This is a genomic window from Terrabacter sp. 2YAF2, from assembly GCF_052114705.1.
Lineage (GTDB): Bacteria > Actinomycetota > Actinomycetes > Actinomycetales > Dermatophilaceae > Terrabacter.
The window spans coordinates 55,930-78,640 of sequence record NZ_JBFRFG010000020.1; the positions used below are offsets into that span (position 1 = coordinate 55,930).

General features: G+C 71.4%; 24 protein-coding genes. 15 read left to right on the forward strand and 9 right to left on the reverse strand.

What is annotated here, in order from left to right:
- Window positions 1–29: 29 nt before the first annotated feature.
- Entirely contained in the window at window positions 30–1,025 is a 996-nt protein-coding gene (locus AB4030_RS18555) for an NAD-dependent epimerase/dehydratase family protein (RefSeq protein WP_442280691.1), read from the forward strand.
- 197 nt (window positions 1,026–1,222) lie between these two features.
- On the opposite strand, the gene AB4030_RS18560 is transcribed toward AB4030_RS18555, so the two are convergent.
- Complete coding sequence (locus tag AB4030_RS18560; RefSeq protein ID WP_442280692.1) at window positions 1,223–1,699, reverse strand: ATP-dependent zinc protease family protein; 477 nt, start codon at window positions 1,697–1,699, stop codon at window positions 1,223–1,225.
- Window positions 1,700–1,723: 24 nt separating this feature from the next.
- Here AB4030_RS18560 and AB4030_RS18565 point away from each other — a divergent pair, with 24 nt between their 5' ends.
- On the forward strand, window positions 1,724–2,917 hold the full coding sequence (locus AB4030_RS18565) for a RimK family alpha-L-glutamate ligase (protein WP_442280693.1): 1,194 nt from the start codon (window positions 1,724–1,726) through the stop codon (window positions 2,915–2,917).
- Between the two features lie 94 nt (window positions 2,918–3,011).
- Here the strand turns inward: AB4030_RS18565 and AB4030_RS18570 are convergent, their stop codons facing one another.
- From AB4030_RS18570 to AB4030_RS18585, 4 genes are all read right to left on the reverse strand, one after another.
- Window positions 3,012–3,374, reverse strand: a complete 363-nt coding sequence (locus tag AB4030_RS18570) for a Sec-independent protein translocase subunit TatA (protein WP_442280694.1) — start codon at window positions 3,372–3,374, stop codon at window positions 3,012–3,014.
- 126 nt (window positions 3,375–3,500) lie between these two features.
- Window positions 3,501–4,328: a DinB family protein gene (locus AB4030_RS18575; protein ID WP_442280695.1), complete on the reverse strand. Its 828-nt coding sequence runs from the start codon at window positions 4,326–4,328 to the stop codon at window positions 3,501–3,503.
- 125 nt (window positions 4,329–4,453) lie between these two features.
- Window positions 4,454–5,122, reverse strand: coding sequence for a M23 family metallopeptidase (locus tag AB4030_RS18580; RefSeq protein ID WP_442280696.1), 669 nt, complete (start codon window positions 5,120–5,122; stop codon window positions 4,454–4,456).
- Between the two features lie 49 nt (window positions 5,123–5,171).
- Window positions 5,172–5,609, reverse strand: coding sequence for a DUF4396 domain-containing protein (locus AB4030_RS18585; RefSeq protein WP_442280697.1), 438 nt, complete (start codon window positions 5,607–5,609; stop codon window positions 5,172–5,174).
- Window positions 5,610–5,624: 15 nt separating this feature from the next.
- On the opposite strand from AB4030_RS18585, the gene AB4030_RS18590 reads away from it, so the two are divergent.
- From AB4030_RS18590 to AB4030_RS18605, 4 genes are all read left to right on the forward strand, one after another.
- Window positions 5,625–6,521 (forward strand): hypothetical protein, encoded by an 897-nt coding sequence (locus AB4030_RS18590; protein WP_442280698.1) that lies wholly within the window; start codon window positions 5,625–5,627, stop codon window positions 6,519–6,521.
- 79 nt (window positions 6,522–6,600) lie between these two features.
- Entirely contained in the window at window positions 6,601–7,377 is a 777-nt protein-coding gene (locus AB4030_RS18595) for an ABC transporter ATP-binding protein (RefSeq protein WP_442280699.1), read from the forward strand.
- A gap of 9 nt (window positions 7,378–7,386) precedes the next feature.
- The gene (locus AB4030_RS18600) at window positions 7,387–8,148 is read left to right on the forward strand and encodes an ABC transporter permease (protein ID WP_442280700.1); all 762 of its coding nucleotides are present in this window, start codon (window positions 7,387–7,389) and stop codon (window positions 8,146–8,148) included.
- An 18-nt stretch (window positions 8,149–8,166) separates the two neighbouring features.
- Window positions 8,167–8,940, forward strand: a complete 774-nt coding sequence (locus AB4030_RS18605; RefSeq protein WP_442280701.1) for a MerR family transcriptional regulator — start codon at window positions 8,167–8,169, stop codon at window positions 8,938–8,940.
- 12 nt (window positions 8,941–8,952) lie between these two features.
- Here AB4030_RS18605 and AB4030_RS18610 read toward each other — a convergent pair whose 3' ends face one another.
- The 3 genes from AB4030_RS18610 to AB4030_RS18620 form a co-directional block, all read right to left on the reverse strand.
- On the reverse strand, window positions 8,953–9,468 hold the full coding sequence (locus AB4030_RS18610) for a putative immunity protein (RefSeq protein WP_442280702.1): 516 nt from the start codon (window positions 9,466–9,468) through the stop codon (window positions 8,953–8,955).
- A 34-nt stretch (window positions 9,469–9,502) separates the two neighbouring features.
- Window positions 9,503–10,891 (reverse strand): replicative DNA helicase, encoded by a 1,389-nt coding sequence (gene dnaB / locus AB4030_RS18615; RefSeq protein ID WP_442280703.1) that lies wholly within the window; start codon window positions 10,889–10,891, stop codon window positions 9,503–9,505.
- A 375-nt stretch (window positions 10,892–11,266) separates the two neighbouring features.
- The gene (locus AB4030_RS18620) at window positions 11,267–12,046 is read right to left on the reverse strand and encodes a glucosamine-6-phosphate deaminase (RefSeq protein WP_442280704.1); all 780 of its coding nucleotides are present in this window, start codon (window positions 12,044–12,046) and stop codon (window positions 11,267–11,269) included.
- A 102-nt stretch (window positions 12,047–12,148) separates the two neighbouring features.
- Between AB4030_RS18620 and AB4030_RS18625 the strand changes: the two genes are divergently transcribed.
- Genes AB4030_RS18625 through AB4030_RS18640 form a run of 4 tightly spaced genes read left to right on the forward strand, consistent with a single transcriptional unit; the run spans window position 12,149 to window position 15,159 of the window.
- Window positions 12,149–12,424, forward strand: a complete 276-nt coding sequence (locus AB4030_RS18625; protein WP_442280705.1) for a DUF2277 domain-containing protein — start codon at window positions 12,149–12,151, stop codon at window positions 12,422–12,424.
- A gap of 17 nt (window positions 12,425–12,441) precedes the next feature.
- Entirely contained in the window at window positions 12,442–13,065 is a 624-nt protein-coding gene (locus tag AB4030_RS18630) for a class I SAM-dependent methyltransferase (protein ID WP_442280706.1), read from the forward strand.
- Between the two features lie 43 nt (window positions 13,066–13,108).
- Window positions 13,109–13,822: a DNA alkylation repair protein gene (locus tag AB4030_RS18635; RefSeq protein WP_442280707.1), complete on the forward strand. Its 714-nt coding sequence runs from the start codon at window positions 13,109–13,111 to the stop codon at window positions 13,820–13,822.
- Window positions 13,819–15,159, forward strand: a complete 1,341-nt coding sequence (locus AB4030_RS18640) for an MATE family efflux transporter (protein ID WP_442280708.1) — start codon at window positions 13,819–13,821, stop codon at window positions 15,157–15,159. The genes AB4030_RS18635 and AB4030_RS18640 overlap by 4 nt, the downstream gene beginning before the upstream one ends.
- A gap of 274 nt (window positions 15,160–15,433) precedes the next feature.
- Here the strand turns inward: AB4030_RS18640 and iolC are convergent, their stop codons facing one another.
- Window positions 15,434–16,399, reverse strand: coding sequence for a 5-dehydro-2-deoxygluconokinase (iolC, locus tag AB4030_RS18645; RefSeq protein ID WP_442280709.1), 966 nt, complete (start codon window positions 16,397–16,399; stop codon window positions 15,434–15,436).
- A gap of 212 nt (window positions 16,400–16,611) precedes the next feature.
- Here iolC and AB4030_RS18650 point away from each other — a divergent pair, with 212 nt between their 5' ends.
- The 5 genes from AB4030_RS18650 (at window position 16,612) to AB4030_RS18670 (ending at window position 22,453) form a co-directional block, all read left to right on the forward strand.
- The gene (locus tag AB4030_RS18650) at window positions 16,612–17,940 is read left to right on the forward strand and encodes an ABC transporter substrate-binding protein (protein ID WP_442280710.1); all 1,329 of its coding nucleotides are present in this window, start codon (window positions 16,612–16,614) and stop codon (window positions 17,938–17,940) included.
- A gap of 85 nt (window positions 17,941–18,025) precedes the next feature.
- On the forward strand, window positions 18,026–19,021 hold the full coding sequence (locus AB4030_RS18655; RefSeq protein WP_442280711.1) for a carbohydrate ABC transporter permease: 996 nt from the start codon (window positions 18,026–18,028) through the stop codon (window positions 19,019–19,021).
- Complete coding sequence (locus AB4030_RS18660; protein ID WP_442280712.1) at window positions 19,018–19,899, forward strand: carbohydrate ABC transporter permease; 882 nt, start codon at window positions 19,018–19,020, stop codon at window positions 19,897–19,899. Before AB4030_RS18655 ends, AB4030_RS18660 begins: the two co-directional genes overlap by 4 nt.
- Entirely contained in the window at window positions 19,896–21,425 is a 1,530-nt protein-coding gene (locus tag AB4030_RS18665) for a GH1 family beta-glucosidase (protein WP_442280713.1), read from the forward strand. Before AB4030_RS18660 ends, AB4030_RS18665 begins: the two co-directional genes overlap by 4 nt.
- A complete protein-coding gene (locus tag AB4030_RS18670) occupies window positions 21,422–22,453 on the forward strand; it encodes a LacI family DNA-binding transcriptional regulator (RefSeq protein WP_442280714.1) in 1,032 nt (343 codons plus the stop codon). Before AB4030_RS18665 ends, AB4030_RS18670 begins: the two co-directional genes overlap by 4 nt.
- The last annotated feature ends 258 nt before the right edge of the window (window positions 22,454–22,711 follow it).

Below are 22,711 nucleotides of genomic sequence, written 5' to 3' on the forward strand. Positions count from 1 at the left end.
GGGACGCCTTCCCGGCGAGGATCAGGCCCATGAGACTGCTCGTTCTCGGAGGCACCCACCACGTCGGCCGCGCGTTCGTCGAGGCCGCCCTGGCCCGCGGCGACGAGGTCACGACCGTGACACGTGGCGTCAGCGGCACCCCGGTCGACGGCGCCGAGGCCAGGCACGCTGACCGGCTCGATCCCGGCGCGATGAGCGCGGTGCTGGGCGACGACGAGTGGGATGCCGTCGTCGACACGTGGTCGGCCGCGCCGGTCGCGGTGCAGACGTCCGCGCGCCTGCTCAGGGGGCGCGCACGCCACTACACCTACATCTCGTCGTGCTCCGTCTACACGTGGCCGATAGAGCCCGGGTCCGACGAGAGCGCACCGGCCGTCGACGGCGACGCCTCCTCCACCGACGCCACCGACTACGCCGCAGCCAAGCGGGGCGGTGAGCTCGCCGTCCTGGCGGAGTTCGACGGCGACGTCGCGATCGCCAGGGCCGGGCTCATCCTCGGCCCGTACGAGATGGTCGGCCGGCTGCCGTTCTGGCTGGGCCGGATCGCCCGGGGTGGCCGCGTGCCGGCGCCGGGGCCGTACGACCGGCCCCTGCAGTACGTCGACGGCCGCGACATCGCGGACTGGGCGCTCGGCTCGCGGCCGGTCGGCACCTTCAACACGGTGAGCGAGCCCGGCCACACGACGATCGGGGCCCTGCTCGAGCAGGTGCACACCGTGACGGGCAGCGACGCGGAGCTCGTCTGGCTCGACCCCTCGACCGTCGAGTCGGCCGGGGTCGAGCCGTGGACCGAGCTGCCGATCTGGGTGCCGCCGACCGGCGAGCTCGTCGGCCTGCACTCGCTCGACACCACCGCCGCGGCGACGGCCGGGCTGCGCAGCCGGCCGATGCCCGAGACGGTCGCCGACACGTGGGCCTGGCTCCAGCGTGAAGGCCTGCCCGAGCGACCCACCAACCGCGGTGGAGGTCCGTTGGACGCCGCCGCCGAGGCCCGCCTCCTCGCCCTCCACGACGCGACGCCCTGACACCGACGGATCGCCCTCTCGACGAGGATCGCTCTCTCGATCACGCTGATCGAGAGAGCGATCCGTCCGGCTCAGCGGGCGCGGGCGCGGTGGGCGGCGGCCTTGACGCGGCTCCGGCACCGCACCCGGAGCGCCGTTCGGCACGGCGGCGCTGGCCCTGCTCGGGTCGGCTCTCGTCCGCGGGAGTCAGGCGGGAGTCAGTGGGCGCGGTTGCGGCGGCGGACGTCCTTGGGCGGCCGGCCACCGGCATACGACCGGGACGGGTCCACGACGTAACCCTGGCGCAGCGCCTCGCGGCCGACGAGCATCCGGAAGCCCATCCGGTGGCGCTTGCTCAGGGTCACCTCCGCCGGGACCGCGCGACCCGCGAGCGACAGGTCGAGGAGCACGACGAGACGCCTGGTCACGTGGCCGGACGAGCTGCGCACGCTGCGGCGGTCGTGGACCGGGCACTCGACGGTCTGCGCGTCGTCGGTGGAGTCCTGCCACGGGTGCACGGTGAAGCGGACCCACGGCTCGCCGTCGCGGTCGAACTCCTCGACGTCCTCGGCGTGCAGCGACGACGTGCGCGCGCCCGTGTCGATCTTGGCCTTGAGCCACGGCAGGCCGACGCCGGGCAGGGAGACCCACTCCCTCCACCCGACGGGAGTGCTTGAATAGGCCGGCCCAGACACCCGCCCATCTTGGCAGGACCCTGCATGAAACTCGCGATCCTCTCCCGCGCGCCGCGTGCCTACTCGACGCAGCGCCTGCGCACCGCAGCGCTCGACCGCGGACACCAGGTGCGGGTGCTCAACACGCTCCGCTTCGCCATCGACCTCTCGGGGCCGGAGCCGGACCTGCAGTTCCGCGGCAGTCCGCTGTCCGACTACGACGCGATCCTGCCGCGCATCGGCAGCTCAATCACCTACTTCGGCACGGCCGTCGTCCGACAGTTCGAGCAGATGGACGTCTACACGCCGAACACCGCCAACGGCATCGCCAACGCCCGCGACAAGCTCCGGGCCGCGCAGATCCTCTCCCGCCACCAGATCGGCATGCCGGCAACGACGTTCGTACGCAACCGCGCCGACGTCATGCCCGCCATCGAGCGCGTCGGCGGCGCGCCCGTCGTCATCAAGCTGCTCGAGGGCACGCAGGGCATCGGCGTCATCCTCGCGCCCGACATCAAGATCGCCGAGGCGATCATCGAGACGCTGCACAGCACGAACCAGAACGTCCTCATCCAGAGCTTCATCAGCGAGAGCCGGGGACGCGACATCCGCGCGCTCGTCGTCGGCGACCGGGTCGTCGCCGCGATGCGCCGCCGCGCCAAGGGCGAGGAGTTCCGCTCCAACGTGCACCGCGGCGGCACCGTCGAGCCGGTCGAGCTGACTCCGGAGTACGAGCAGGCCGCGGTCCGCTCGGCGCAGATCATGGGCCTGCGGGTCGCCGGCGTCGACATGCTCGAGGGCAACGACGGCCCGCTCGTCATGGAGGTCAACTCCTCCCCCGGGCTCGAGGGCATCGAGGCCGCGACGAAGCTCGACGTGGCCGGCGCGATCATCGACCACATCGCCGGCCAGGTCGCCTTCCCCGAGATCGACGTGCGCCAGCGCCTCACGGTGTCAACGGGATACGGGGTCGCCGAGCTCGTCGTCCACGCCGGCGCTGACATCATCGGCAAGACGATCGGCGACTCCGGTCTCGAGGAGCGCGACCTGCAGGTGCTGACCCTGCACCGCGGCGCCAGCGTCATCCCGAACCCGCGCCGCCGCGTCGTGCTCGAGGCCGAGGACCGCCTGCTGTGCTTCGGCCGCCTGGAGGAGATGCGCTCGATGATCCCCGAGCGCCGTCGTCGGCGCGCCAAGGTGCGCAAGCTGCCCACCGACCCGATCCACACCGTCGCCTGACGGCGAGGTCGCGTATGCCGTCCGGCGCAGCGGTCACGTGAGCGGTGCCGGGCGTCTCGACGACGTCCCGTCGCGAGCGAGCGGGAGCCGCCAGCTAGTGCGAGCCGTTCGCGTGCTTGCGTCGCAGGAGCTCGGCGCGCAGCCGGGCGACCTCGGCGTCAGCGGCAGCCACCCGGGCGTCGGCCTGGTGCACGGCGTCGTGGACGGTGATGTAGCCCGTGTCGTGCCCGATGTCGCTCCGGGCGTCGTGACCGGCGTCCCGCTCTGTGTCGGCACCAGGGGTGCGGCCGCTGTCCGCACCGGAGTCGGGCGTGGTGCGCATCTGGTCCATCTCGGACTTGAAGATGCGGGCTGAGCGCCCGAGGCTACGCGCCATGTCGGGCATGCGCTTCCAGCCGAAGAGGAGCACGACGGCGAGCGCGATGATGGCGAGCTCCGGCCATCCGAGATCAGCCACGGGAACCTCCTGACGATCGGCGGGACCGACCGCTGCCGGCACCTGCACGCGCATGTGATGGGCCAGCGTAGGAACCTCGGATGGGAACCAGCCGGGAGCCTGCTGTGACCTCGCCCGGCGCGGCGGTCAGGGCGACGGAACGACCCGCTCGCCGTGCCCGGCCGCGAGGGCGTCGAGGTCGCGCTCGGCATACAGCCGGTGGTGCCACTCCTCGCTGAGGACGGTGCGCAGGACCCGGCTCACGGCATACGACTCGGGCTCGGGGTAGCCCGGCTCGAGGACGGGCGCGGTCTCCTCGGCGAGGCGCTCGTCGGTGAGACCGTCGACGACGCGGCGCACGGTGGCCATCCGGTCGGCGCGCAGCGCGAGCACCTCGTCGAGCGACGGGCGGGCGTCGCGGTCACGAGGCACGGGCGGGCTGTCGGGCATGTCGTCGTGAGGCAGGTCGAGCGCGTCCCACGGCTCGGGGTCACCGAGGAGCGCCCGGCACACCCAGGCGTCGGTGGCGAAGACGAGGTGGCGCAGCGTCTCGATGAACGACCACTCCCCGTCGACCCGCTCGTGCAGCCGGTCGGGCGGAAGCGTGCGGGCACGCTCGACGGTCCCGGCCCAGCGCCGCTCGAGGACGTCCCATGCCTCGCGGTAGCCGGCGGCGTCGCTCGGTCGCATCTTCGGCCGGTCGGGGTCGCGCCGGTCGAGCTCGGCCTCGATGAGCGGGGCGATGTCGACGCCGTTGATGCGGACGTTCTCGACGTCGCCGGTGATGTCGACGTCCTCGAGCCAGACGTCCCGGGCCCGCAGGCCGCGGAGGTCGACCATGCGCAGCGAGGCGCCGCGGAGGTCGACGTCGTGGAGCCTGGCCCCGTCGAGGTGGACGTCATCGAAGATCGCCCCCGTCATCCGGACCCGCTCGAAGCGGACGCCCGTCCGGTCGTCGTGGCTCGCGTCGCTCATCACGGTCCCCTTCCCTCGGAGTCGGATCGCCCCCGGCCCTCGCCGCTGTCGTCGCCGGCATCGGCAGCGTAGGGCCGATCCCGGACGTTCGGCGTCCTTGGCGCGCAGGAGTCTGGCGGTTCGCCTCAGGGCACGACGACGATCTCGGACTCACGGGGCATCCAGGCCTCGCCGCCCGACTCGCGACGGAAGAGCATCGGGAGGCCTCGCGCCGACGGCCAGTCCACCGAGTCCGTCACCTGGACGTGGATGTGCGGCTGGGTGCTGTTGCCGGAGTTGCCGCACGCGCCCAGCACGTCCCCCGCAGCCACCGCTTCGCCGGGGACGACCCGCACCGAGCCCTGCCGCAGGTGCGCAACGAGGACGAACGGTCCGGCCGGCCCGAGGGCGACCACGACATGGTTGCCGGCGATCGCGCCCGGACCGCCGCGGACGCGCCTGCGCTGACCCACGGCATACGCCACGAGGGTGAGCTGCGAGCGCCGCGCGACATGGTCGACCTCGCCGTCGTGAGCGATGACCACCCGTCCGGGCACTGGCGCGAGCACCGGCTGGCCGAAGCCACGGAAGAGCGCCGGCGCCTCCACCGACAACGCGGTACGCCACGTCCGCGGTGCCGGCAGCCCGCGCTCGTCGACGGCGACGAAGTCGATGGCGTACGTCGTGCCGAAGAGGTGTGTCCCATGGCTGGGGACACGCCTCGCCGGGCTGTTGCGTGCCAGCCAGCTCCCACGGAAGGGCAGGTCGAGCACCACCGGCGCAGCGCCGTGGCTGACGTCGTCGCGGGTCCTCATGACCCCACTGTGCCCGCGCGAGGCCGCGGGCAGTGGTCCGAGCAACCAGTCAGCGGGTGCTCGTGGTGGTGTGCGCCGGCGGCGCCATGGGGGACGCGAGGCCGTCCGCCACCGCCACGACGAAGCCGCCGACCACGAAGGCGGCGATGGCAGCCGCGAGCGCCGACGTCGGCAGCACCGGGATGAACCGCCGTGCGCCGATGACCGGTCCGCTCCCGCCGTGTTGCTCGTGCCTCAGGGCGTGCCCTCTGCCGCGGGCCAGTAGGTAGCGATTCACCGGATAGGCCGCAAAGAAGGCCGCGACGAGCGAGATCGACATGCCGACCCAGAACACCGCATTGACCAGACCGGCGTTCATGGCGCCGGGGACGAGCCGCAGCGCCGCACCGAGGGCCAGACCGCTGCGCAGCAGGGGACGGCTCGAGAGCGTGTGGCCGAAGAGGAAGGCCAGCACGACGGACAGCGGGGAGCAGACGTCCTGACCCACGCGAGAATGCACGCCATGACCACGCCACCCGGTGCCGACGTCGTGCACGAGCTCCTCCTCACCCATGCGGACCGGGCCGTGACAGGCCCCCTCGAGGACCCGGCCGTCGTGGCTGCAGTCGTGGGGATCGAGCGGCTCGTCGTCGCCACCGGGTCGACCGACACGCGGACCCTGCGCGCCGCCGTCACGGGTCAGGTGGTGCCGGGCTCCGACGCCGGCCAGATCGCCGACCTCGTCGCGGAGGCACGCAGTCACGTTGCCGCCGGCCTCATCCGGCGCGACTCCGGCCAGGCGGTGGATGCCGGGGTCGTCAACCCGGCCTCGGGCGGCTACGAGATCACGACCGACGCCACCCTGCTGCGCGCCGCGGTCCGGGCCGCGCAGGGGTCGATCAACGCGATGCCGTACTACGGCGCCCGCTACGGCGCGCGCGGCTCACGGTTCGCGACGACGGACTCGGCGTGGCTCATCTCCCTCGCCGCCCTCACCGAGGACCGGGCCGTCCACCAGGTCGAGTGGCTCGCCCGCGTCCTCGCGGCGCGCGGCATGCCGTCCTGGCTGCTCGAGATCCACCTCGACGCCCTCGTGGCGGAGGTGAGGTCCGTGGCGGGCGAGGAGTCCGCGGGCTCCCTCCCGGCGGCCGCGCTCGCCCTGGCGGGGACGCGCCGCCGTCACGTCGACGACGACCTGCTGCGGTCGGCTGACGTCTGGGCGGACGAGGCGCTCGGCGACACCCTCCCGGTACCCCGCACCGGAGCCCTCCTGGCCGCGGCGATCGCCGACGAGCGGGTCGGGGTGACGCGTGACGACAGCGCGGTCGTGGACTGGCTCACCGCCCCGGAGCGCGTGCCGGTGGCCGTCGCCACCGCGCTGCGTGCGGTGCGCCAGCGCATCCTCGACGAGGCGAACTGAGCGACCCGCTGCACCGTCGTGAAGCCCTCGGCGATCGGGGCTTGACCTTGACGCAAGGTCAGGGTTGCAGCCTTGGGGCATGACCACTGAACACGCCATCGAGATCAGCGGACTCACCAAGTCCTACGGCGACCACGCGGTGCTCACGGGCGTCGACCTGAGCGTCCCGTCCGGCACCATCTACGCCCTGCTCGGCTCCAACGGCGCCGGCAAGACGACGGTGGTGCGGATCCTGTCCACACTGCTGCGGGCCGACGGCGGAACGGCCTCGGTCAACGGCCACGACGTCGGCACCGCGCCGGCGCGGGTCCGCCGGTCCATCAGCCTGACCGGGCAGTTCGCCGCCGTCGACGAGATCCTCACCGGGCGGGAGAACCTCGTGCTCGTCGCCCAGCTGCGACGTCTCCCGGACCCCGGTCGGATCGCCGACGAGCTGCTCGCGCGATTCGCACTGGCCGACGCGGGCGGGCAACGTGCGGGGACCTACTCCGGGGGCATGCGCCGCCGCCTCGACATCGCGATGAGCCTCATCGGCGACCCTCCCGTGCTGTTCCTCGACGAACCGACGACGGGGCTCGACCCCCAGTCCCGCCTCGAGGTGTGGAGGACCGTCCAGGCGCTCGCGGGACAGGGCACGACGGTGCTGCTCACGACGCAGTACCTCGACGAGGCCGAGCACCTCGCCGACCGGATCGCGATCCTCCACGAGGGCCGGATCATCGCCGACGGCACGCTCGCCGAGCTCAAGGCCCTGCTCCCGCCCACGGAGATCGAGTACGTCGAGAAGCAGCCGACCCTCGAGGAGATCTTCCTCGCCATCGTCGGCCACGACACCCACTCTGACACCCACCACTGAGGACCGGACATGACCACCTACGCCTTCAACGACACCACCACCCTGACCAAGCGCTCGCTGCGCCACATCCTGCGCAGCCCCGACACGATCATCACCACGGCCGTCACGCCGATCGCCATGCTGCTGCTCTTCGTCTACGTCTTCGGCGGCGCGATCGACGTCGGTGGCGCGTCCTACGTCGACTACCTGCTGCCCGGCATCCTGCTCATCACCGTCGCCTCGGGGGTCGCCTACACCGCCTTCCGGCTCTTCACCGACGTCTCGGGTGGGATCTTCGAGCGGTTCCAGTCGATGCCGATCGCCCGCTCCTCGTTGCTGTGGAGCCACGTCCTGACCTCGCTCGTCGCCAACGTCATCTCCCTGCTGCTCGTCGTGCTCGTCGCCCTGGCGATGGGCTTCCGCACGGGCGCCGGTGTGCTCGCCTGGCTCACGGTCCTCGGGATCATGGTGCTCTTCACCCTCGGGATGACCTGGCTGGCCGTGATCCCCGGCCTGACGGCCAAGACGGTCGACGGGGTGAGCGGGTTCTCCTACCCGCTGATCTTCCTGCCCTTCCTCAGCTCCGCGTTCGTGCCCACCTCCGGCATGCCGGGACCGGTGCGGTGGTTCGCCGAGCACCAGCCGGTGACCTCGATCGTCAACACCATCCGCGCCCTGTTCGCCGGGCAGCCCGTCGGCACGGACGGGTGGGTCGCCCTCGGCTGGTGCGTCGGCCTGCTGCTGGTTGCGTATGCCCTCGCCATGCGCACCTACCACCGCACGTTCGTGTGACCACGGGAGAATGCCGGCATGCTCACGATCAGCCAGCTCGCGGCATACGCCGGGGTGACCGTGCGCGCGGTACGGCACTACCACGCCAAGGGGTTGCTGCCCGAGCCCGAGCGCGACCGCTCCGGCTACCGGCGCTACGACGCGGCCGCCGTCGTCCAGCTCGTCCGGATCCGGATCCTCGCCGACGCCGGCGTACCGCTGTCACGGGTCAGTGAGCTGCTCGCGGCGGGCGACGAGGAGTTCGCGGCGGCGGTCGAGGACATCGACCGCCGCCTGCGCGCCGAGATCCGGGAGCGCCAACGACACCGGGAGCGGATCGCCAAGCTCGCGGCCGGCGACAGCCTGGCGCTGCCTCCCGAGGCGGTCGCCTACGTCGAGCGGATGCGGGAGCTCGGCTTCCCGGAGCGGCTCATCGAGGTCGAGCGCGACAGCTGGATCCTCATCAGCGCGCAGATGCCCGACGCGGTCGCCGCGCTGATGGAGATCAAGCAGATGCAGATCGAGCACGAGCCGCTGCGCCGGCTCTACCTCGACATCGGCGACCTCGTCGACTGCGGTCCGGACGATCCACGCCTGCCCGAGCTGGCCGACCGGGTGGCCGCCTTCATCGAGGCGGCGGCCGCGGAGGGCGAGGGGATGGAGGACGAGCACCCCGTCAGCGCCGAGCTCGTCGAGCTGCTCGATGCGACGTTCCTCCAGTCCTTCGCGTGCGCGGCACGCCTGCTCGAGCTGCTCGAGGAGCGCGGATGGACGGGCTGGACCGACATCCGGCGCACCACTGCGGCCGGCTGAGCCGGCGGCCGGTCAGGTGACGAACACCGACCAGCAGATGTCGTTGCGCAGCCGCTCGTCGTCGAGGACGAGCTCGCGGATGGCCGGCGGGAGCTGCTCGTGCTGCCACGCGCACTCGGCTCGGCCGGCGGAACCACTCTCGTCGACCGCCGCGGCAGCTCGAGCAGCCTTGATGGCGTAGGCGGCCGCTCCCAGCTCGTGCGCGGCGACGTGGGCGACGCACGCGGCCTGACCGGCAGCGTATGCCGCGAACCTCGGGGCACCACGCAGGTCGCGGGCCGCTCCCATGGCGTGGCCGCCGGCGGCGCGCGACGTCATCATCGGGACGTCGCCGCGCACCCAGGCCCGGGCGTGCTCGATGGCGTGGCGGGGGCGGGGGTCGTCCGGACGGGCCGACTCGAAGAGGTGGAGCACGTGTTCCGCGCACGACGCCGCCCAGAGCGCGAGGAGCTGGTGGTCGGCGTCCGTGAGGACCCCGCCCCGCCGGATCGTGACGAAGCGGGGATCGCGGACCTCCGGAAGGATCACGCCTCGATCTTCTCCTCGACGGTCGGTGCGGACGTCAGAAGTTGTTGGCCATGTTCGTGAAGCGGCTGAAGTGGCCCTGGAAGGCGACGACGATCGTGTCGGTGGGACCGTTTCGGTGCTTGGCCACGATGAGGTCGGCCTCGCCCTCTCGGGGGGAGTCCTTCTCGTAGGCCGCCTCGCGGTGGAGCAGGATCACCATGTCGGCATCCTGCTCGATTGATCCCGATTCTCTCAGGTCGCTCATGGCGGGCTTCTTGTCGGTGCGCTGCTCCGGGCCACGGTTCAGCTGCGAGATCGCGATGACCGGGACCTCGAGCTCCTTCGCCAGCAGCTTGAGCGCACGCGAGAACTCCGAGACCTCCTGCTGGCGCGACTCGACGCGCTTTCCCGAGCTCATGAGCTGGAGGTAGTCGATGACGACGAGCTTGAGGTTCTCGCGCTGCTTGAGCCGGCGGCACTTGGCCCGGATCTCCATGAGCGACATGTTGGGCGAGTCGTCGATGAAGAGCGGGGCGTCGGAGACCCGACCCATCGTGGAGGCGAGGCGGGTCCAGTCCTCCTCGCGCATCGTGCCCTTGCGCATGTGCTGCAGCTGGATGCCGGCCTCGGCCGACAGCAGACGCATCGTGATCTCGGTGCGGCTCATCTCGAGCGAGAAGACGACGGCCGCCATCTTGTGCTTGATCGCGGCCGAACGCACTATATCTAGGCCTATGGTCGATTTTCCCATTGCCGGCCTGGCGGCGATGACGATCATCTGGCCGGGGTGCAGGCCGTTGGTCAGGGCGTCGAAGTCGGTGAACCCGGTCGGCACACCGGTCATCTCACCGGACCGGCCCGAGGCGACCTCGATCTCGTCGACCGTGGCCTCGATGACGTCGCCGATGGCGTGGTAGTCCTCGCCGCCGCGCTTGTCGGCGACGGCGTAGACCTCGGCCTGTGCGGCGTTGACGATGTCCTCGACGTCGCCGCCGCCCTGGGCGTAGCCGAGCTGGACGATGCGGGTGCCGGCCTCGACGAGGCGGCGCAGCACGGCGCGCTCGCCGACGATCTGCGCGTAGTAGCCGGCGTTGGCCGCGGTGGGCACCGAGGCGATGAGCTGGTGGAGGTAGGCCTGGCCGCCGACGCGGCCGAGGTCGCCGCGCTTGGTCAGCTCGTCGCTGACGGTGATGGCGTCGGCGGGCTCGCCGCGGCCGTAGAGGTCGAGGATCGCGTCGTAGATCAGCTCGTGCGCGGGACGGTAGAAGTCGGTGCCCTTGAGCTGCTCGACGCAGTCGGCGATCGCGTCCTTGGACAGGAGCATGCCGCCGAGCACGGACTGCTCCGCGCCGACGTCCTGCGGCGGGAGCCGGTCGTCCGGAGGTCCACCGTCACGGGCCGACGACGACGCGAAGGCGCTCGTGCTCAACTCGGCGAGCGACACGGGCTCCCCTTCCCCTGAGTGATGAATGACATGGGTGCAACCTGGTTCACCCCAGTGAACAACGCGGTTCTGACAGTGCTTCTGGGAGCACCCGCCCCACCGTAGGCGCGCCATCGAGCGGGCACCAATCCGGGAGGCCCGCGAATGCCGTCTCCTGTGGACAACCGGTGGACGGCGTGCTCGACACGCCGTCAACAGCTGTGGACAAGGTGTGTGGACAGGTGTGGGTGCGTGCCGCCGACAGCACCTCGCCGCGCTCAGTGACCTGCGCAAATGCCTGTCCACGGGCTGTGGAGAAAAAGTTCCCGACCCCTGTGCGTCGTCCACAACCCCGTGCGACACGCCGGTGGACGACGTATGCCGTGTGGCCGGGTCCTACAGGCCCGCCGCCGATGCGTCGTAGTAGTCCCGGTTGCGCAGGCCCGAGGCTGCTGCCTCGTCGAGCACGACGGTCGCATCGGCGTGCCACTGGAGCACCGATGCCGGGCACGAGGCCGACAGCGGACCCTCGAGCGCAGCCGCGACGGCCGACGCCTTGCCCGGGCCGGACGCCACGAGGACGAGTCGGCGCGCGTCGAGCACGGTGCCGAGCCCCTGCGTGACGCAATGGGTCGGCACGTCCTCGATCCCGTCGAAGAAACGGGCGTTGTCGTGCCGGGTGCGGTCCGACAGCCGCTTGACCCGGGTTCTCGACGACAGCGCCGACCCCGGCTCGTTGAAGCCGAGGTGGCCGTTGGCCCCGATGCCGAGGATCTGCACGTCGACACCACCAGCCGCGGCGAGCAGTCGCTCGTACTCGGTTGCACCGGCGACGAGCGCCTCCTCGTCCCGGCCGGAGCCGTCCGGCACCCGAAGACGGTCGGGCGGGAGGCCCAGGGGTGCGCAGACCTCGCGCAGCAGCACCTCGCGGTAGGACTGCGGGTGACCCACCGGCAGCCCGACGTACTCGTCGAGCGCGAAGCCGCGGGCGCGATCGAGGTCGAGACTCCCGGCCCGCACCGCCGCGGCGAGCTCGGCGTAGAGCCCCAGCGGTGACGACCCGGTCGCGAGCCCGATCACGGGCTCGGCACGACGGGCGGCGCCGAGGCCGGCGATGACGATGCCGGCCGCCCGACGGGCGACATCGGCGGCAGTGGGCAGGACGAGGACCTCCATCGGCCCACCCTCTCACCGCGCCCGACGTCACCGCGCCCGACCGCGGGACGGCGACCGTCCGCATACGCGCCGCCCGTCGAGGTGGCGACATACAGTCGAGACATGTGCCGCAACATCCGACAGCTCCACAACTTCGAGCCTGCTGCCACCTCGGACGAGGTGCGTGCCGCCGCGCTGCAGTACGTCCGCAAGGTCAGCGGCAGCACCAAGCCCAGCCAGGCCAACCAGGCCGCGTTCGACGAGGCCGTCGAGGCGGTCGCGCACGCGACGCAGCACCTGCTCGACCACCTGACGACCACGGCCCCGCCCAAGGACCGCGAGGTCGAGCGCCAGCGGGCGCGCGAGCGCAACGCCGTGCGTTTCGGCACCCCGGCGTGAACCGCACCGGCTGAGCGATGGGCATCTGGACCACCGAGGTCACCCCGCGGCTCGTCGCGTTCGGCTGCCAGGACGAGAAGCTCCGTGATCTCCGCGCTCGCGCCTGCGAGGGCCTGCGCGGCGAGGTCGTCGAGCTCGGCTTCGGCAGCGGGCACAACATCGGCCTCTACCCGCCGGAGGTCACCCGCGTCATCGCGGTCGAGCCCTCCGACGTCGCCTGGCAGCTCGGCGCCGACCGCCGCACACTCAGCCCCGTCCCCATCGTCCGCGGCGACCTCGACGGCCAGTGGCTCAGCCTGGCGGACGAGAGCGCCGACGCCGTCCTCGCGACGTTCACCCTGTGCACGATCCCCGACGTCCACCGGGCACTCGCCGAGGTCCGGCGCGTGCTGCGTCCCGGCGGTGCCCTGCACTTCCTCGAGCACGGCCTCGCCCCCGAGCCGCACGTGCAGCGCTGGCAGCGCCTCCTCGAGCCCGTCCAGAAGAAGGCCTTCGACGGCTGCCACCTGACGCGGCCGATCGACCGGCTCATCGAGGAGTCCGGCCTCGTCATCGAGACGATCGAGTGTGCCTACGCGCCGTCGCCCAAGGTCATGCGGCCGTGGGTCTTCGGCTACCTCGGCCGAGCCCGCAAGGGGTGAGCCGCGTCCGCGCCTGCCCCGGCACGGCGCTACCTTGGCACCCATGTCCGAGCCGGGGGTGCACAGCGACCTCGTCGCCGCCGTGACCGCCACGCTCGCGGAGCACGCCGACGCCGAGCGCGCGGCCGGGCAGCAGCGCTACATGAGGTCAGCCATGCCCTTCCTGGGACTGACCTCACCGCAGCTCAAGGCGCTCCTTGGCCCCCTGCTGCGGGACCCCGGTCTCGCCATGGCGTCGCGAGCGCAGTGGGAGGCGACGATCCGCGCCCTCTGGGACGGGGCCACCCACCGGGAGCACTGGTATGCCGCCATCGCCCTCGCGCGTCACCGTCCCTATCGCAGGTGGGTCGACAGCGACGCGATGCCGTTGTGGGAGAGCCTGATCCGGGCCGGCGCCTGGTGGGACGTCGTGGACGACATCGCGACGCACCTGGTGCGCGACACGGTGCTCACCCACCCGACGGTCGAGGGGCTGCGCCTGCGGGACTGGGCCGGCTCGGACTCGCTCTGGGTGCGCCGGGCCGCGATCATCTGCCAGGTCGGCGCGCGCGATCGCCTCGACCAGTCGCTCCTGACCGACGTCATCGAGCCGAACATCGACGACCCGGACTTCTTCAGCCGCAAGGCGATCGGCTGGGCGCTGCGCGACCATGCGCGCACCGACCCCGACTGGGTGCGGGCCTTCGTCACCGGGCACCCCGCCCTGTCGGGGCTCTCGCGGCGTGAGGCGCTCAAGCACCTCGGTCAGCCGTCGTGAGCCGCGTCGCCCCGGCCGCTGGGAGCCATCGCCGCGAGATCGTCCGTCTCGCCTTCCCGGCCTTCCTGGCCCTCATCGCCGAGCCGCTCTTCCTGCTCGCCGACTCCGCGATCATCGGCCATCTCGGCACGGCCGAGCTCGCCGGCCTCGGGGTCGCGAGCGCCGCGCTCGTCACGGCCGCCGGCGTCTTCGTCTTCCTCGCCTACGGCACGACGAGCGTGGTCGCCCGCCACCTCGGCGCCGGTGACGAGCGCTCCGCGGTGAGCGCCGGCATCGACGGGCTGTGGCTCGCGCTCGGGCTCGGCGCCGGCACGGCTGCTGTCGTCGCCGTCTGGGCCGGCCCGATCAGTGCGATTTTCGGCGCCTCCCCTGCCGTGCTCGAGCAGGCGACGACCTACCTGCGCATCTCCGCGCTGGGCATCCCGGCCATGCTCGCCATCCTCGCCGTCACCGGCGTCCTCCGGGGCCTGCAGGACACGACGACGCCACTGGTCGCCTCGGTCGTCGGCTTCAGCGCGAACATCGCGCTCAACCTCGTCTTCGTCTACGGGTTGCACTGGGGCATCGCAGGATCCGCGTGGGGCACCGTCATCGCGCAGACCGGGATGGGGGTCGCGCTCGTCACCGTGCTGCTCGTCAAGGCGCGGGCCCGGCACGCCCGGTTGCGCCCACATCCCGCACGGGTCCTCGCGGCCGGGCGAACCGGCATACCCCTGCTGGTCCGCACCCTCGCCCTGCGCGCCACGCTGCTCGTCACGACGTGGGTCGCGGCCTCCCTGGGCGACGTGCCACTCGCAGCCCACCAGGTGGCGATGACCGTCTGGTCGTTCCTCGCCTTTGCGCTCGACGCGCTCGCCATCGCCGCCCAGGCCATCACGGGGCGGGCGCTCGGCGGCGGCGACCGCGCGGGCGTCCGGCTCGCCATGGGGACGATGGTGCGCTGGGGCGTCTGGGGAGGGCTCGCCCTCGGGCTCGTCATCGCGGCCCTGCACACGGTCCTCCCGCCGCTCTTCACGCCCGACCCGGCAGTTCAGGAGACGCTCGGTGCGGCCCTGGTCGTCGTCGGCCTCGGCCAGGCCGTGGCGGGCTACGTCTTCGTCCTCGACGGGGTTCTCATCGGCGCCGGCGACGGCCGGTGGCTGGCCGGGGGCCAGGTCGCCACCCTGGTCGCCTACCTCCCGGTCATCCTCGCCGTGCGTGCGGCCGGACCGAGCGGCTCCGCGACCCGAGACGTCGTCGTGCTGTGGGTCGCGTTCACCGCCTTCATGGCGATCCGCGGGGTCGTGCTCGGCTGGCGGGCGCGTCGCGACGACTGGATGGTCATCGGCGCCCGCTGAGGGCCTTGGCGTATGCCGTCACGTCCCTTTCGCACGGAACATGGGGGTTGGTCCCTGATCGTCCACCACGGACAGCGAGAGGTCTGGGCCAACTGCTACGGCTTTCCCAGTCTCCTTTAAGGTCGGGCGCCCATAGTCGATCTCGTGAGTTGCTCCTGTGCGACTCGGTGATCTCCTCCCCTGTCGGTCATCGAGTCAAAGGGCACCCGCTCCCGCTGGTCGAGTTCGGCGACGTGACCAGCGGGGGCGGGTTTTCTCGTTTCCGGCCGGGAGCTCACCGCGCCTCGTCGGCGACCTCGACGTCCGACAGCAGCTCCTGCACCTCGGCCGTGGTGGGCATCGCCGGTGACCCGGCGAGCCGGCCCGCCACCAGGGCCCCGGCCACCGTGGCGAAGTGCAGGATGCGCTCGAGGTCCCAGCCCTCGAGGAGCGCGTGGACGAGCGCCCCACCGAAGGCGTCCCCGGCGCCGAGCCCGTTGACGACCTGCACGGGGAAGGCCGGGACGCTGACCAGCTCGCTCGGCGTCATGGCCAGCGCTCCACGAGACCCCTGGGTGACGACGGCGAGCTCGACGCCCAGGTCGAGCAGCGCCCGCGCCGCGCGTTGGGGGTCGGCGTGGCCGGTGGCGACGGCGCACTCCTCGACGTTGCCGATGGCGACGGTGGTGTGGCGCAACGCCTCGCGGGCCTGGTCGTGGGCCGCGCCGCGGCCGCTCCAGAAAGCAGGCTGGTAGTCGAGGTCGAGCACCGTCAGCGCCGCCCGCCCGCGCTCCTCCCAAGCGGCGAGATGGGCGGCTCGGCTCGGCTCCTGGCTGAGCCCGGTCAGCGTCGACCAGTAGACGCGCGCCTCTCGGATCGCCTGCAGCGGAAGGGATTCCGGGGTGATGAGCAGGTCCGGCGCGGTCGGGTAGCGGTAGGACCAGGCCGGGAAGTGGTCGGGCGGGAAGATCTCACAGAAGGTCACCGGCGTGGGCGGGCCACCGGTGATCGTCTGCACGTAGGCGTCGTCGACACCGAGCTGGAGCAGCTGACGGTGGACGAAGCGTCCGAAGGGGTCGGCGGCCGCAGCGCTGACGAGGGCCGCCCGCCTGCCGTGACGCGCGGCGGCGACGGTGACGTTCGCTGCGCTGCCGCCGAGGAACTTCTCGAAGCTGCGCACCTCGTCGAGCGTCACACCGTGCTGGAGCGGGTAGAGGTCGACACCCACCCGACCGATGGCGACGACGTCGTGGACGGTCATGGAGCCTCCCGCAGGTGCCAGGGCCCGGGCAAGTGCCGGGACCTCCACGCTAGCGGTGATCGAGCCCGGCGTTCAGGTCACGGAATGGTCACGGCACTTGACCGCTCCCGTCGCGAGCCGCCATCCTCCTCGTGAGAGCGCTCTCACGGCCGCGTTTCACGACGGAGAGCGCTCCCACACCCACACTGGGGATGAGACCAAAGGAGCTCTCCATGACATCCCGTTCCACCCGGATCGGCGCACCGACCCTGCGCTCGCGCCATGCCGTTCTCGCCAGCCTCACCGTCGGGCTGATGGCCCTCACCGCCTGCAGCTCCGGCTCCAGCACCGAGGGGGCCGCCACGCAGGCCGGCAGCACCGGCGGTGCGAGCGGGCCCGTCACCCTGACCCTCGCCACCTTCAACCAGTTCGGCTACGAGGAGCTCATCCCCGAGTTCGAGAAGTCGCACCCGAACATCAAGGTGACCCACAAGAAGGCCGCGACCTCAAACGAGGCCCGTGACAACTTCTTCACCCGGCTCTCCGCCGGCAGCGGTATGGCCGACGTCGAGGCCGTCGAGGTCGACTGGCTCCCCGAGATGCTCCAGTACTCCGACAAGTTCAACGACCTCAACTCCGCCGATGTCCAGGGCCGCTGGCTCGACTGGAAGGCCAAGGCCGCCACCGACTCCGACGGCCACCTCATCGGCTACGGCACGGACTCCGGGCCTGAGGCCATCTGCTACCGCAGCGACCTCTTCAAGGCTGCGGGCCTGCCGAGCGACCGCGAGTCGGTCGCCAAGCTCTTCGGCAACACGTGGGAGAGCTACTTCGCCGCCGGCAAGCAGTTCAAGGCCAAGTCCAAGGTCCCGTTCTTCGACAGCATCGGCGCCACCTACCAGGGCATGGTCAACCAGATCCCCGCCGCCTACGAGAACCCGAGCGACGACTCGATCACCGCCACCGACAACGCCCAGGTCAAGAAGGTCTACGACCAGGTCGTCCAGGCCGGCATCACCGACGGCCTGTCCGCCAAGCTGCAGCAGTGGGGCGACGACTGGACGGCCAGCTTCCAGAAGGACGGCTTCGCGACGATGCTCTGCCCCGGCTGGATGGTCGGCGTCATCGAGGGCAACGCCAAGGGCGTCAAGGGCTGGGACGTCGCCAACACCTTCCCGGGCGGCGGCGGCAACTGGGGCGGCTCGTACCTGACCGTGCCGAAGCAGAGCGCCCACCCGAAGGAGGCCCGGGAGCTCGCCGCATGGCTCACCGCCCCCGAGCAGCAGGTCAAGGCCTTCAAGAAGGTCGGCACCTTCCCGAGCCAGAAGCAGGCCCTCGAGAGCCCCGACCTGCTCTCCTTCAAGGTCGCGTCCTTCAATGACGCCCCGACCGGCCAGATCTTCGCCGACCGCGCAAAGGCCGTCACGATGACGCCGTACAAGGGCACCCACTACTTCGCCATCAACGACGCGATGCAGCAGGCGCTGACCCGCGTCGAGCAGGGCACCTCTCCGCAGGACTCGTGGGACAAGTGGGTGGGCGACGTCAAGGCCATCGGCTGACCTGACCGCCGACCCAGCTGACCCGGGGACGGCCCGGTGCACCCCCGCCCCGCACCGAGCCGTCCCCCCGACCATCGGAACTGCCATGACCGTTCAGTCCCCCACCCGCACGACGCACCCGGACCCCTCCGAGTCCCCGGCGTTCGTGCAGCGCTCGCCGATGAAGCCGCGGTCGAGATGGCGACGGCGCCTGACGAAGCTCGACGAGTCGGGCGCGCCCTACGCGTACGTCTCGCCCTTCTTCATCCTCTTCGGCGTCGTCGGGCTCTTCCCGCTGCTCTACACGGCGTGGGTCTCGCTCCACAAGTGGAGCCTCATCGGCGGCCAGGGCGGCTTCGTCGGCCTCAAGAACTACACCGACGTGCTGGCGCAGCCCTACTTCTGGAACGCCCTCAAGAACACCATCAGCATCTTCCTGCTCTCGAGCGTCCCCCAGGTCATCGCGGCCCTGCTCATCGCGGCCGCCCTCGACAGCGGCCTGCGGGCCCGGACGTTCTGGCGCATGGGCGTGCTGCTGCCCTACGTCGTCGCCCCGGTCGCCGTCGCCCTCATCTTCAGCGACCTCTTCGGTGACAAGTTCGGACTCGTCAACCACCTGCTCGGCCTCGTCGGCGTCGACCCCATCCAGTGGCACAAGGAGGTCCTGCCGAGCCACCTCGCCATCGCCACGATGGTCAACTTCCGGTGGACCGGCTACAACGCGCTGATCTTCCTCGCCGCCATGCAGGCCATCCCGCGCGACTACTACGAGGCGGCGATGATCGACGGCGCCGGACGCGTCCGCACCTTCTTCTCGATCACCGTCCCGCAGCTGCGCGCGACCATCATCTTCGTCGTCATCACCTCGACGATCGGCGGCCTGCAGATCTTCGACGAGCCGCGGATGTACGACCAGTACGGTCTCGGCGGCGCCGACCGGCAGTGGCAGACGCTGACCCTCTACCTCTACCAGCTCGGCTGGACGCAGAAGAACTTCGGCCGCGCGGCCGCGGTCGCCTGGATGCTCTTCCTCATCGTCGTCGTCTTCGCGGTCGTCAACTTCCTCGTCACCCGCCGGATCGCCTCGAAGGGACAGCGATGACCGCCCCGACCCTGACCCCCGCCCCCGCCGTGAAGCCCCGACGCGGCGCCCGCCTCGTGCGACGCACCCAGGCCAGCCCCACGGCATACGTCTTCCTCGCGGTCGTGCTCGTCGGTTCGGCGTTCCCGCTCTGGTGGTCCTTCGTCATCGGCAGCAAGGACTCGGCCGCCATCGTGCAGGACCCGTACTCGTTCATCCCCGGCGGGCACTTCCTCCAGAACGCCAGCACCGTCGTCACGACGATCCCGTTCTGGAAGGCCCTCGGCAACAGCATCCTCGTCAGCGGCACGGTCTCGGTGCTCGTCGTGCTCTTCTCGGCGATGGCCGGCTTCGCCTTCGCCAAGCTGCGCTTCCGCGGCCGGAACGGCCTGCTCGTCTTCGTCATCGCGACGATGGCCGTGCCGACGCAGCTCGGGATCGTGCCGCTCTTCATCGTCATGAGCAAGCTCGGCTGGATCGGCAGCCTGTGGGCCGTCATCCTGCCGAGCGCGGTCAGCGCCTTCGGGGTCTTCTGGATGACGCAGTACCTCCAAGAGGCGCTTCCCGACGAGCTGATCGAGGCCTCGCGCGTCGACGGCGCGTCCACCCTGCGGACCTTCTGGTCCGTGGCGCTGCCCGCCGCCCGCCCGGGCGCGGCGATGCTCGGGCTGTTCACCTTCATCGCGACGTGGACCAACTTCTTCTGGCCCTTCATCATCCTCGACCCGGGCAACCCGACGCTGCCCGTCGCGCTGCAGCAGCTGCAGGCGGCCTACTTCGTCGACTACTCCCTCGTGCTCAACGGGGTCGTGCTCATGGCACTGCCCCTCATCGTCCTGTTCGTCTTCGCCGGGAAGCAGCTCGTCTCCGGCATCATGCAAGGAGCAGTCAAGGGATGACCGCGCAGACGCGTAGCCCCCAGCCCCTCATCGTCCCCGCCACGGATCTCGTGCTGGCGCAGAGCCGCCCGGTGCCTCAGGACTTCGTCCTCGGTGTCGCGACCGCGGCCTACCAGATCGAGGGGGCCCGTCACGAGGACGGCCGCACCGACTCGATCTGGGACACCTTCAGCCACACCCAGGGTGCCGTCGTCGACGGCGACACCGGCGACGTCGCGTGCGAGCACTACCACCGGTATGCCGCCGACGTGGCCCTCATGAAGTCGCTCGGGATGCAGTCCTACCGCTTCTCGACCTCGTGGGACCGGGTGTGCCCCGACGGCGGACCCGTCAACGCGAAGGGGCTCGACTTCTACGAGCGGCTCGTCGACTCGCTCCTCGACGCAGGGATCGCGCCGTGGCTGACGCTCTACCACTGGGACCTGCCCCAAGCCCTCGAGGACCGGGGCGGCTGGACCTCGCGCGAGACGGTCGACCGCTTCGTCGACTACTCGCTGGCCGTCCACGACCGGCTGGGCGACAAGGTCCGCACCTGGACGACACTCAACGAGCCGTTCTGCGCCGCCTTCCTCGGCTACACGGCCGGCATGCACGCGCCGGGGCGCACGTCACCCGCCGACGGGCTGGCGGCCGCGCACCACCTGATGCTCGCGCACGGCCGCGTCGTGCAGGAGCTGCGCGCCCGCGACGCGTCCCTCGAGCTGGGCCTGACGCTCAACTTCACCGTGGCCGACCCGCTCGACCCGTCCGACCCGCGCGACGTCGACGCCGCCCGGCGCGTCGACGCGCAGATGAACCGGATCTTCCTCGATCCGGTCTTCCGCGGCGCCTACCCGGCCGACCTCCTCGACGACGTCCGTCACCTGGGACTCGAGGACCACATCATGGACGGTGACCTCGAGGTCATCTCCACCCCCATCGACGTGCTCGGCGTCAACTACTACAACGGCGAGGCCATCGGCCACGAGCCGCCCGCCGCCTCACTCTCCGACAGCGTCAACGGCGGCCGGTTCACCCGCTCACCGTTCCCTGCCGCGGACGACTCCTACCGCCACCCGCGCGGCCTGCCCGTCACGGCGATGGACTGGGAGATCCAGCCCGAGGGCCTGACCCGCCTGCTCGTCCGGCTGCACGAGGAGTATGCCGGGCCGGCCGGCGTCGCCCTCCACGTGACCGAGAACGGCGCCGCCTTCGACGACGCCCCCGACGAGGACGGCTTCGTCGACGACCGCGGCCGGACGGCATACGTCCGCGCGCACCTCGGGGCGATCCTCGACGCGGTCGACGCGGGAGTGCCCGTGCGCGGCTACTTCTACTGGTCGCTGCTCGACAACTTCGAATGGGCGTGGGGATACGCCAAGCGCTTCGGTATCGTCCGAGTCGACTACGACACCCAGGTGCGCACCCCCAAGGCGAGCGCACTCGACCTCGCCCGGATCATCGCGACCCGCCGGCTGCCCGCCCCCTGGGCCGAGCCGGACGCCAGCGGTGCCGGCGACGAATCCGCAGGAGAATCGACGACATGAGCGACGGGACGCTGGCCACCCCCGTCGGGCGACCCACCCTGGAGGAGGTCGCCCGGGTGGCCGGCGTGTCCCGGGCCACGGTCTCGCGCGTCATCAACGGCTCGCCGCGGGTCAGCCCGGACGTGCTCGCCGTCGTCGAGAAGGCCATCGCCGAGCTCAACTACGTGCCCAACCGGGCCGCCCGCTCGCTCGTCGCGCGGGCCACGATGTCGATCGCGCTCGTCGTGCCCGAGGACGCGCACCGCTTCTTCGGCGACCCCTACTTCGCCGACGTCGTCCAGGGCATCAGCGACCGGCTCGACGACAGCGACTACGTGCTCAACCTGCAGCTGACCCACCCCAGCAGCCCGTCCGAGAAGACGCGGCGCTACCTGCTCGGGGGCAACGTCGACGGCGCCATCGTCGTCTCGCACCACTCCGGCGACCACTTCCTCGCCTCGCTCAGCAGATCGCTGCCCGTCGTCTTCGGTGGACGCCCCATCGGTGACGAGGCCAAGGACAGCGACTACTACATCGACGTCGACAACCGGCTGGGCGCCGTCACCGGCACCCAGCACCTCATCGACCGCGGCCGCACGGCGATCGCGACGATCACCGGCCCGCCGGACATGCCGGCCTCGGTCGACCGCGAGCAGGGCTGGCGCGACGCCCTGCGCGCTGCTGGTCTCTCCGACCACCGCGTCGCGCACGGCGACTTCACCGAGGCCGGCGGCATCCGCGCTGCCCTCTCGATCATCGACTCCTACCCGGACGTCGACGCGATCTTCGTCGCGAGCGACCTCATGGCGAGCGGTGCGCTGCTCGCCCTGGAGGAGCGGGGGCTGCGCGTGCCGGGCGACGTGGCGATCGTCGGCTTCGACAACAGCAAGTACGCCACGCGCGGCAAGGTCGGGCTGACGACCGTGGCCCAGCCGGCCCAGGAGATGGGCGTCGTCATGGCCGACACGCTGCTGCGGCTGCTCGCCGGCGAGACCCCGCCCCGGGTCACCACCCTCGACACCCACCTCGTCGTGCGCGACTCCACCTGAGCCCGTCGGAAACTGAGCACTCGACACTCGAGTGCCCACTTCCCCGCCCACACCTCGTCGGGAACCGAGCACTCGACACTCGAGTGCCCACTTCCCCCAACAGCGGACCCGCTTGGCTTCAGATCGTCTGCGCAACACGGATTGCGTGGAGGCAGGCGATGGGTGGAATCCCGGGGACGTATTCCTGGGCTCAGCGGCAGCAGGCGTTGGGGCTGCTGGAGCAGGGCCTACCGGCGTTGGAGGTAGCGCGGCGGATCG

Excerpts from the sequence above, each read along its gene's own strand:
- AB4030_RS18555 (WP_442280691.1), top strand. The coding sequence starts at position 30 with ATGAGACTGCTCGTTCTCGGAGGCACCCACCACGTCGGCCGCGCGTTC.
- AB4030_RS18565 (WP_442280693.1), top strand. The coding sequence starts at position 1,724 with ATGAAACTCGCGATCCTCTCCCGCGCGCCGCGTGCCTACTCGACGCAG.
- AB4030_RS18575 (WP_442280695.1), bottom strand. The coding sequence starts at position 4,328 with ATGAGCGACGCGAGCCACGACGACCGGACGGGCGTCCGCTTCGAGCGG.
- AB4030_RS18580 (WP_442280696.1), bottom strand. The coding sequence starts at position 5,122 with ATGAGGACCCGCGACGACGTCAGCCACGGCGCTGCGCCGGTGGTGCTC.
- AB4030_RS18590 (WP_442280698.1), top strand. The coding sequence starts at position 5,625 with ATGACCACGCCACCCGGTGCCGACGTCGTGCACGAGCTCCTCCTCACC.
- AB4030_RS18595 (WP_442280699.1), top strand. The coding sequence starts at position 6,601 with ATGACCACTGAACACGCCATCGAGATCAGCGGACTCACCAAGTCCTAC.
- AB4030_RS18600 (WP_442280700.1), top strand. The coding sequence starts at position 7,387 with ATGACCACCTACGCCTTCAACGACACCACCACCCTGACCAAGCGCTCG.
- AB4030_RS18605 (WP_442280701.1), top strand. The coding sequence starts at position 8,167 with ATGCTCACGATCAGCCAGCTCGCGGCATACGCCGGGGTGACCGTGCGC.
- AB4030_RS18620 (WP_442280704.1), bottom strand. The coding sequence starts at position 12,046 with ATGGAGGTCCTCGTCCTGCCCACTGCCGCCGATGTCGCCCGTCGGGCG.
- AB4030_RS18625 (WP_442280705.1), top strand. The coding sequence starts at position 12,149 with ATGTGCCGCAACATCCGACAGCTCCACAACTTCGAGCCTGCTGCCACC.
- AB4030_RS18630 (WP_442280706.1), top strand. The coding sequence starts at position 12,442 with ATGGGCATCTGGACCACCGAGGTCACCCCGCGGCTCGTCGCGTTCGGC.
- AB4030_RS18635 (WP_442280707.1), top strand. The coding sequence starts at position 13,109 with ATGTCCGAGCCGGGGGTGCACAGCGACCTCGTCGCCGCCGTGACCGCC.
- iolC (WP_442280709.1), bottom strand. The coding sequence starts at position 16,399 with ATGACCGTCCACGACGTCGTCGCCATCGGTCGGGTGGGTGTCGACCTC.
- AB4030_RS18650 (WP_442280710.1), top strand. The coding sequence starts at position 16,612 with ATGACATCCCGTTCCACCCGGATCGGCGCACCGACCCTGCGCTCGCGC.
- AB4030_RS18655 (WP_442280711.1), top strand. The coding sequence starts at position 18,026 with ATGACCGTTCAGTCCCCCACCCGCACGACGCACCCGGACCCCTCCGAG.
- AB4030_RS18660 (WP_442280712.1), top strand. The coding sequence starts at position 19,018 with ATGACCGCCCCGACCCTGACCCCCGCCCCCGCCGTGAAGCCCCGACGC.
- AB4030_RS18665 (WP_442280713.1), top strand. The coding sequence starts at position 19,896 with ATGACCGCGCAGACGCGTAGCCCCCAGCCCCTCATCGTCCCCGCCACG.
- AB4030_RS18670 (WP_442280714.1), top strand. The coding sequence starts at position 21,422 with ATGAGCGACGGGACGCTGGCCACCCCCGTCGGGCGACCCACCCTGGAG.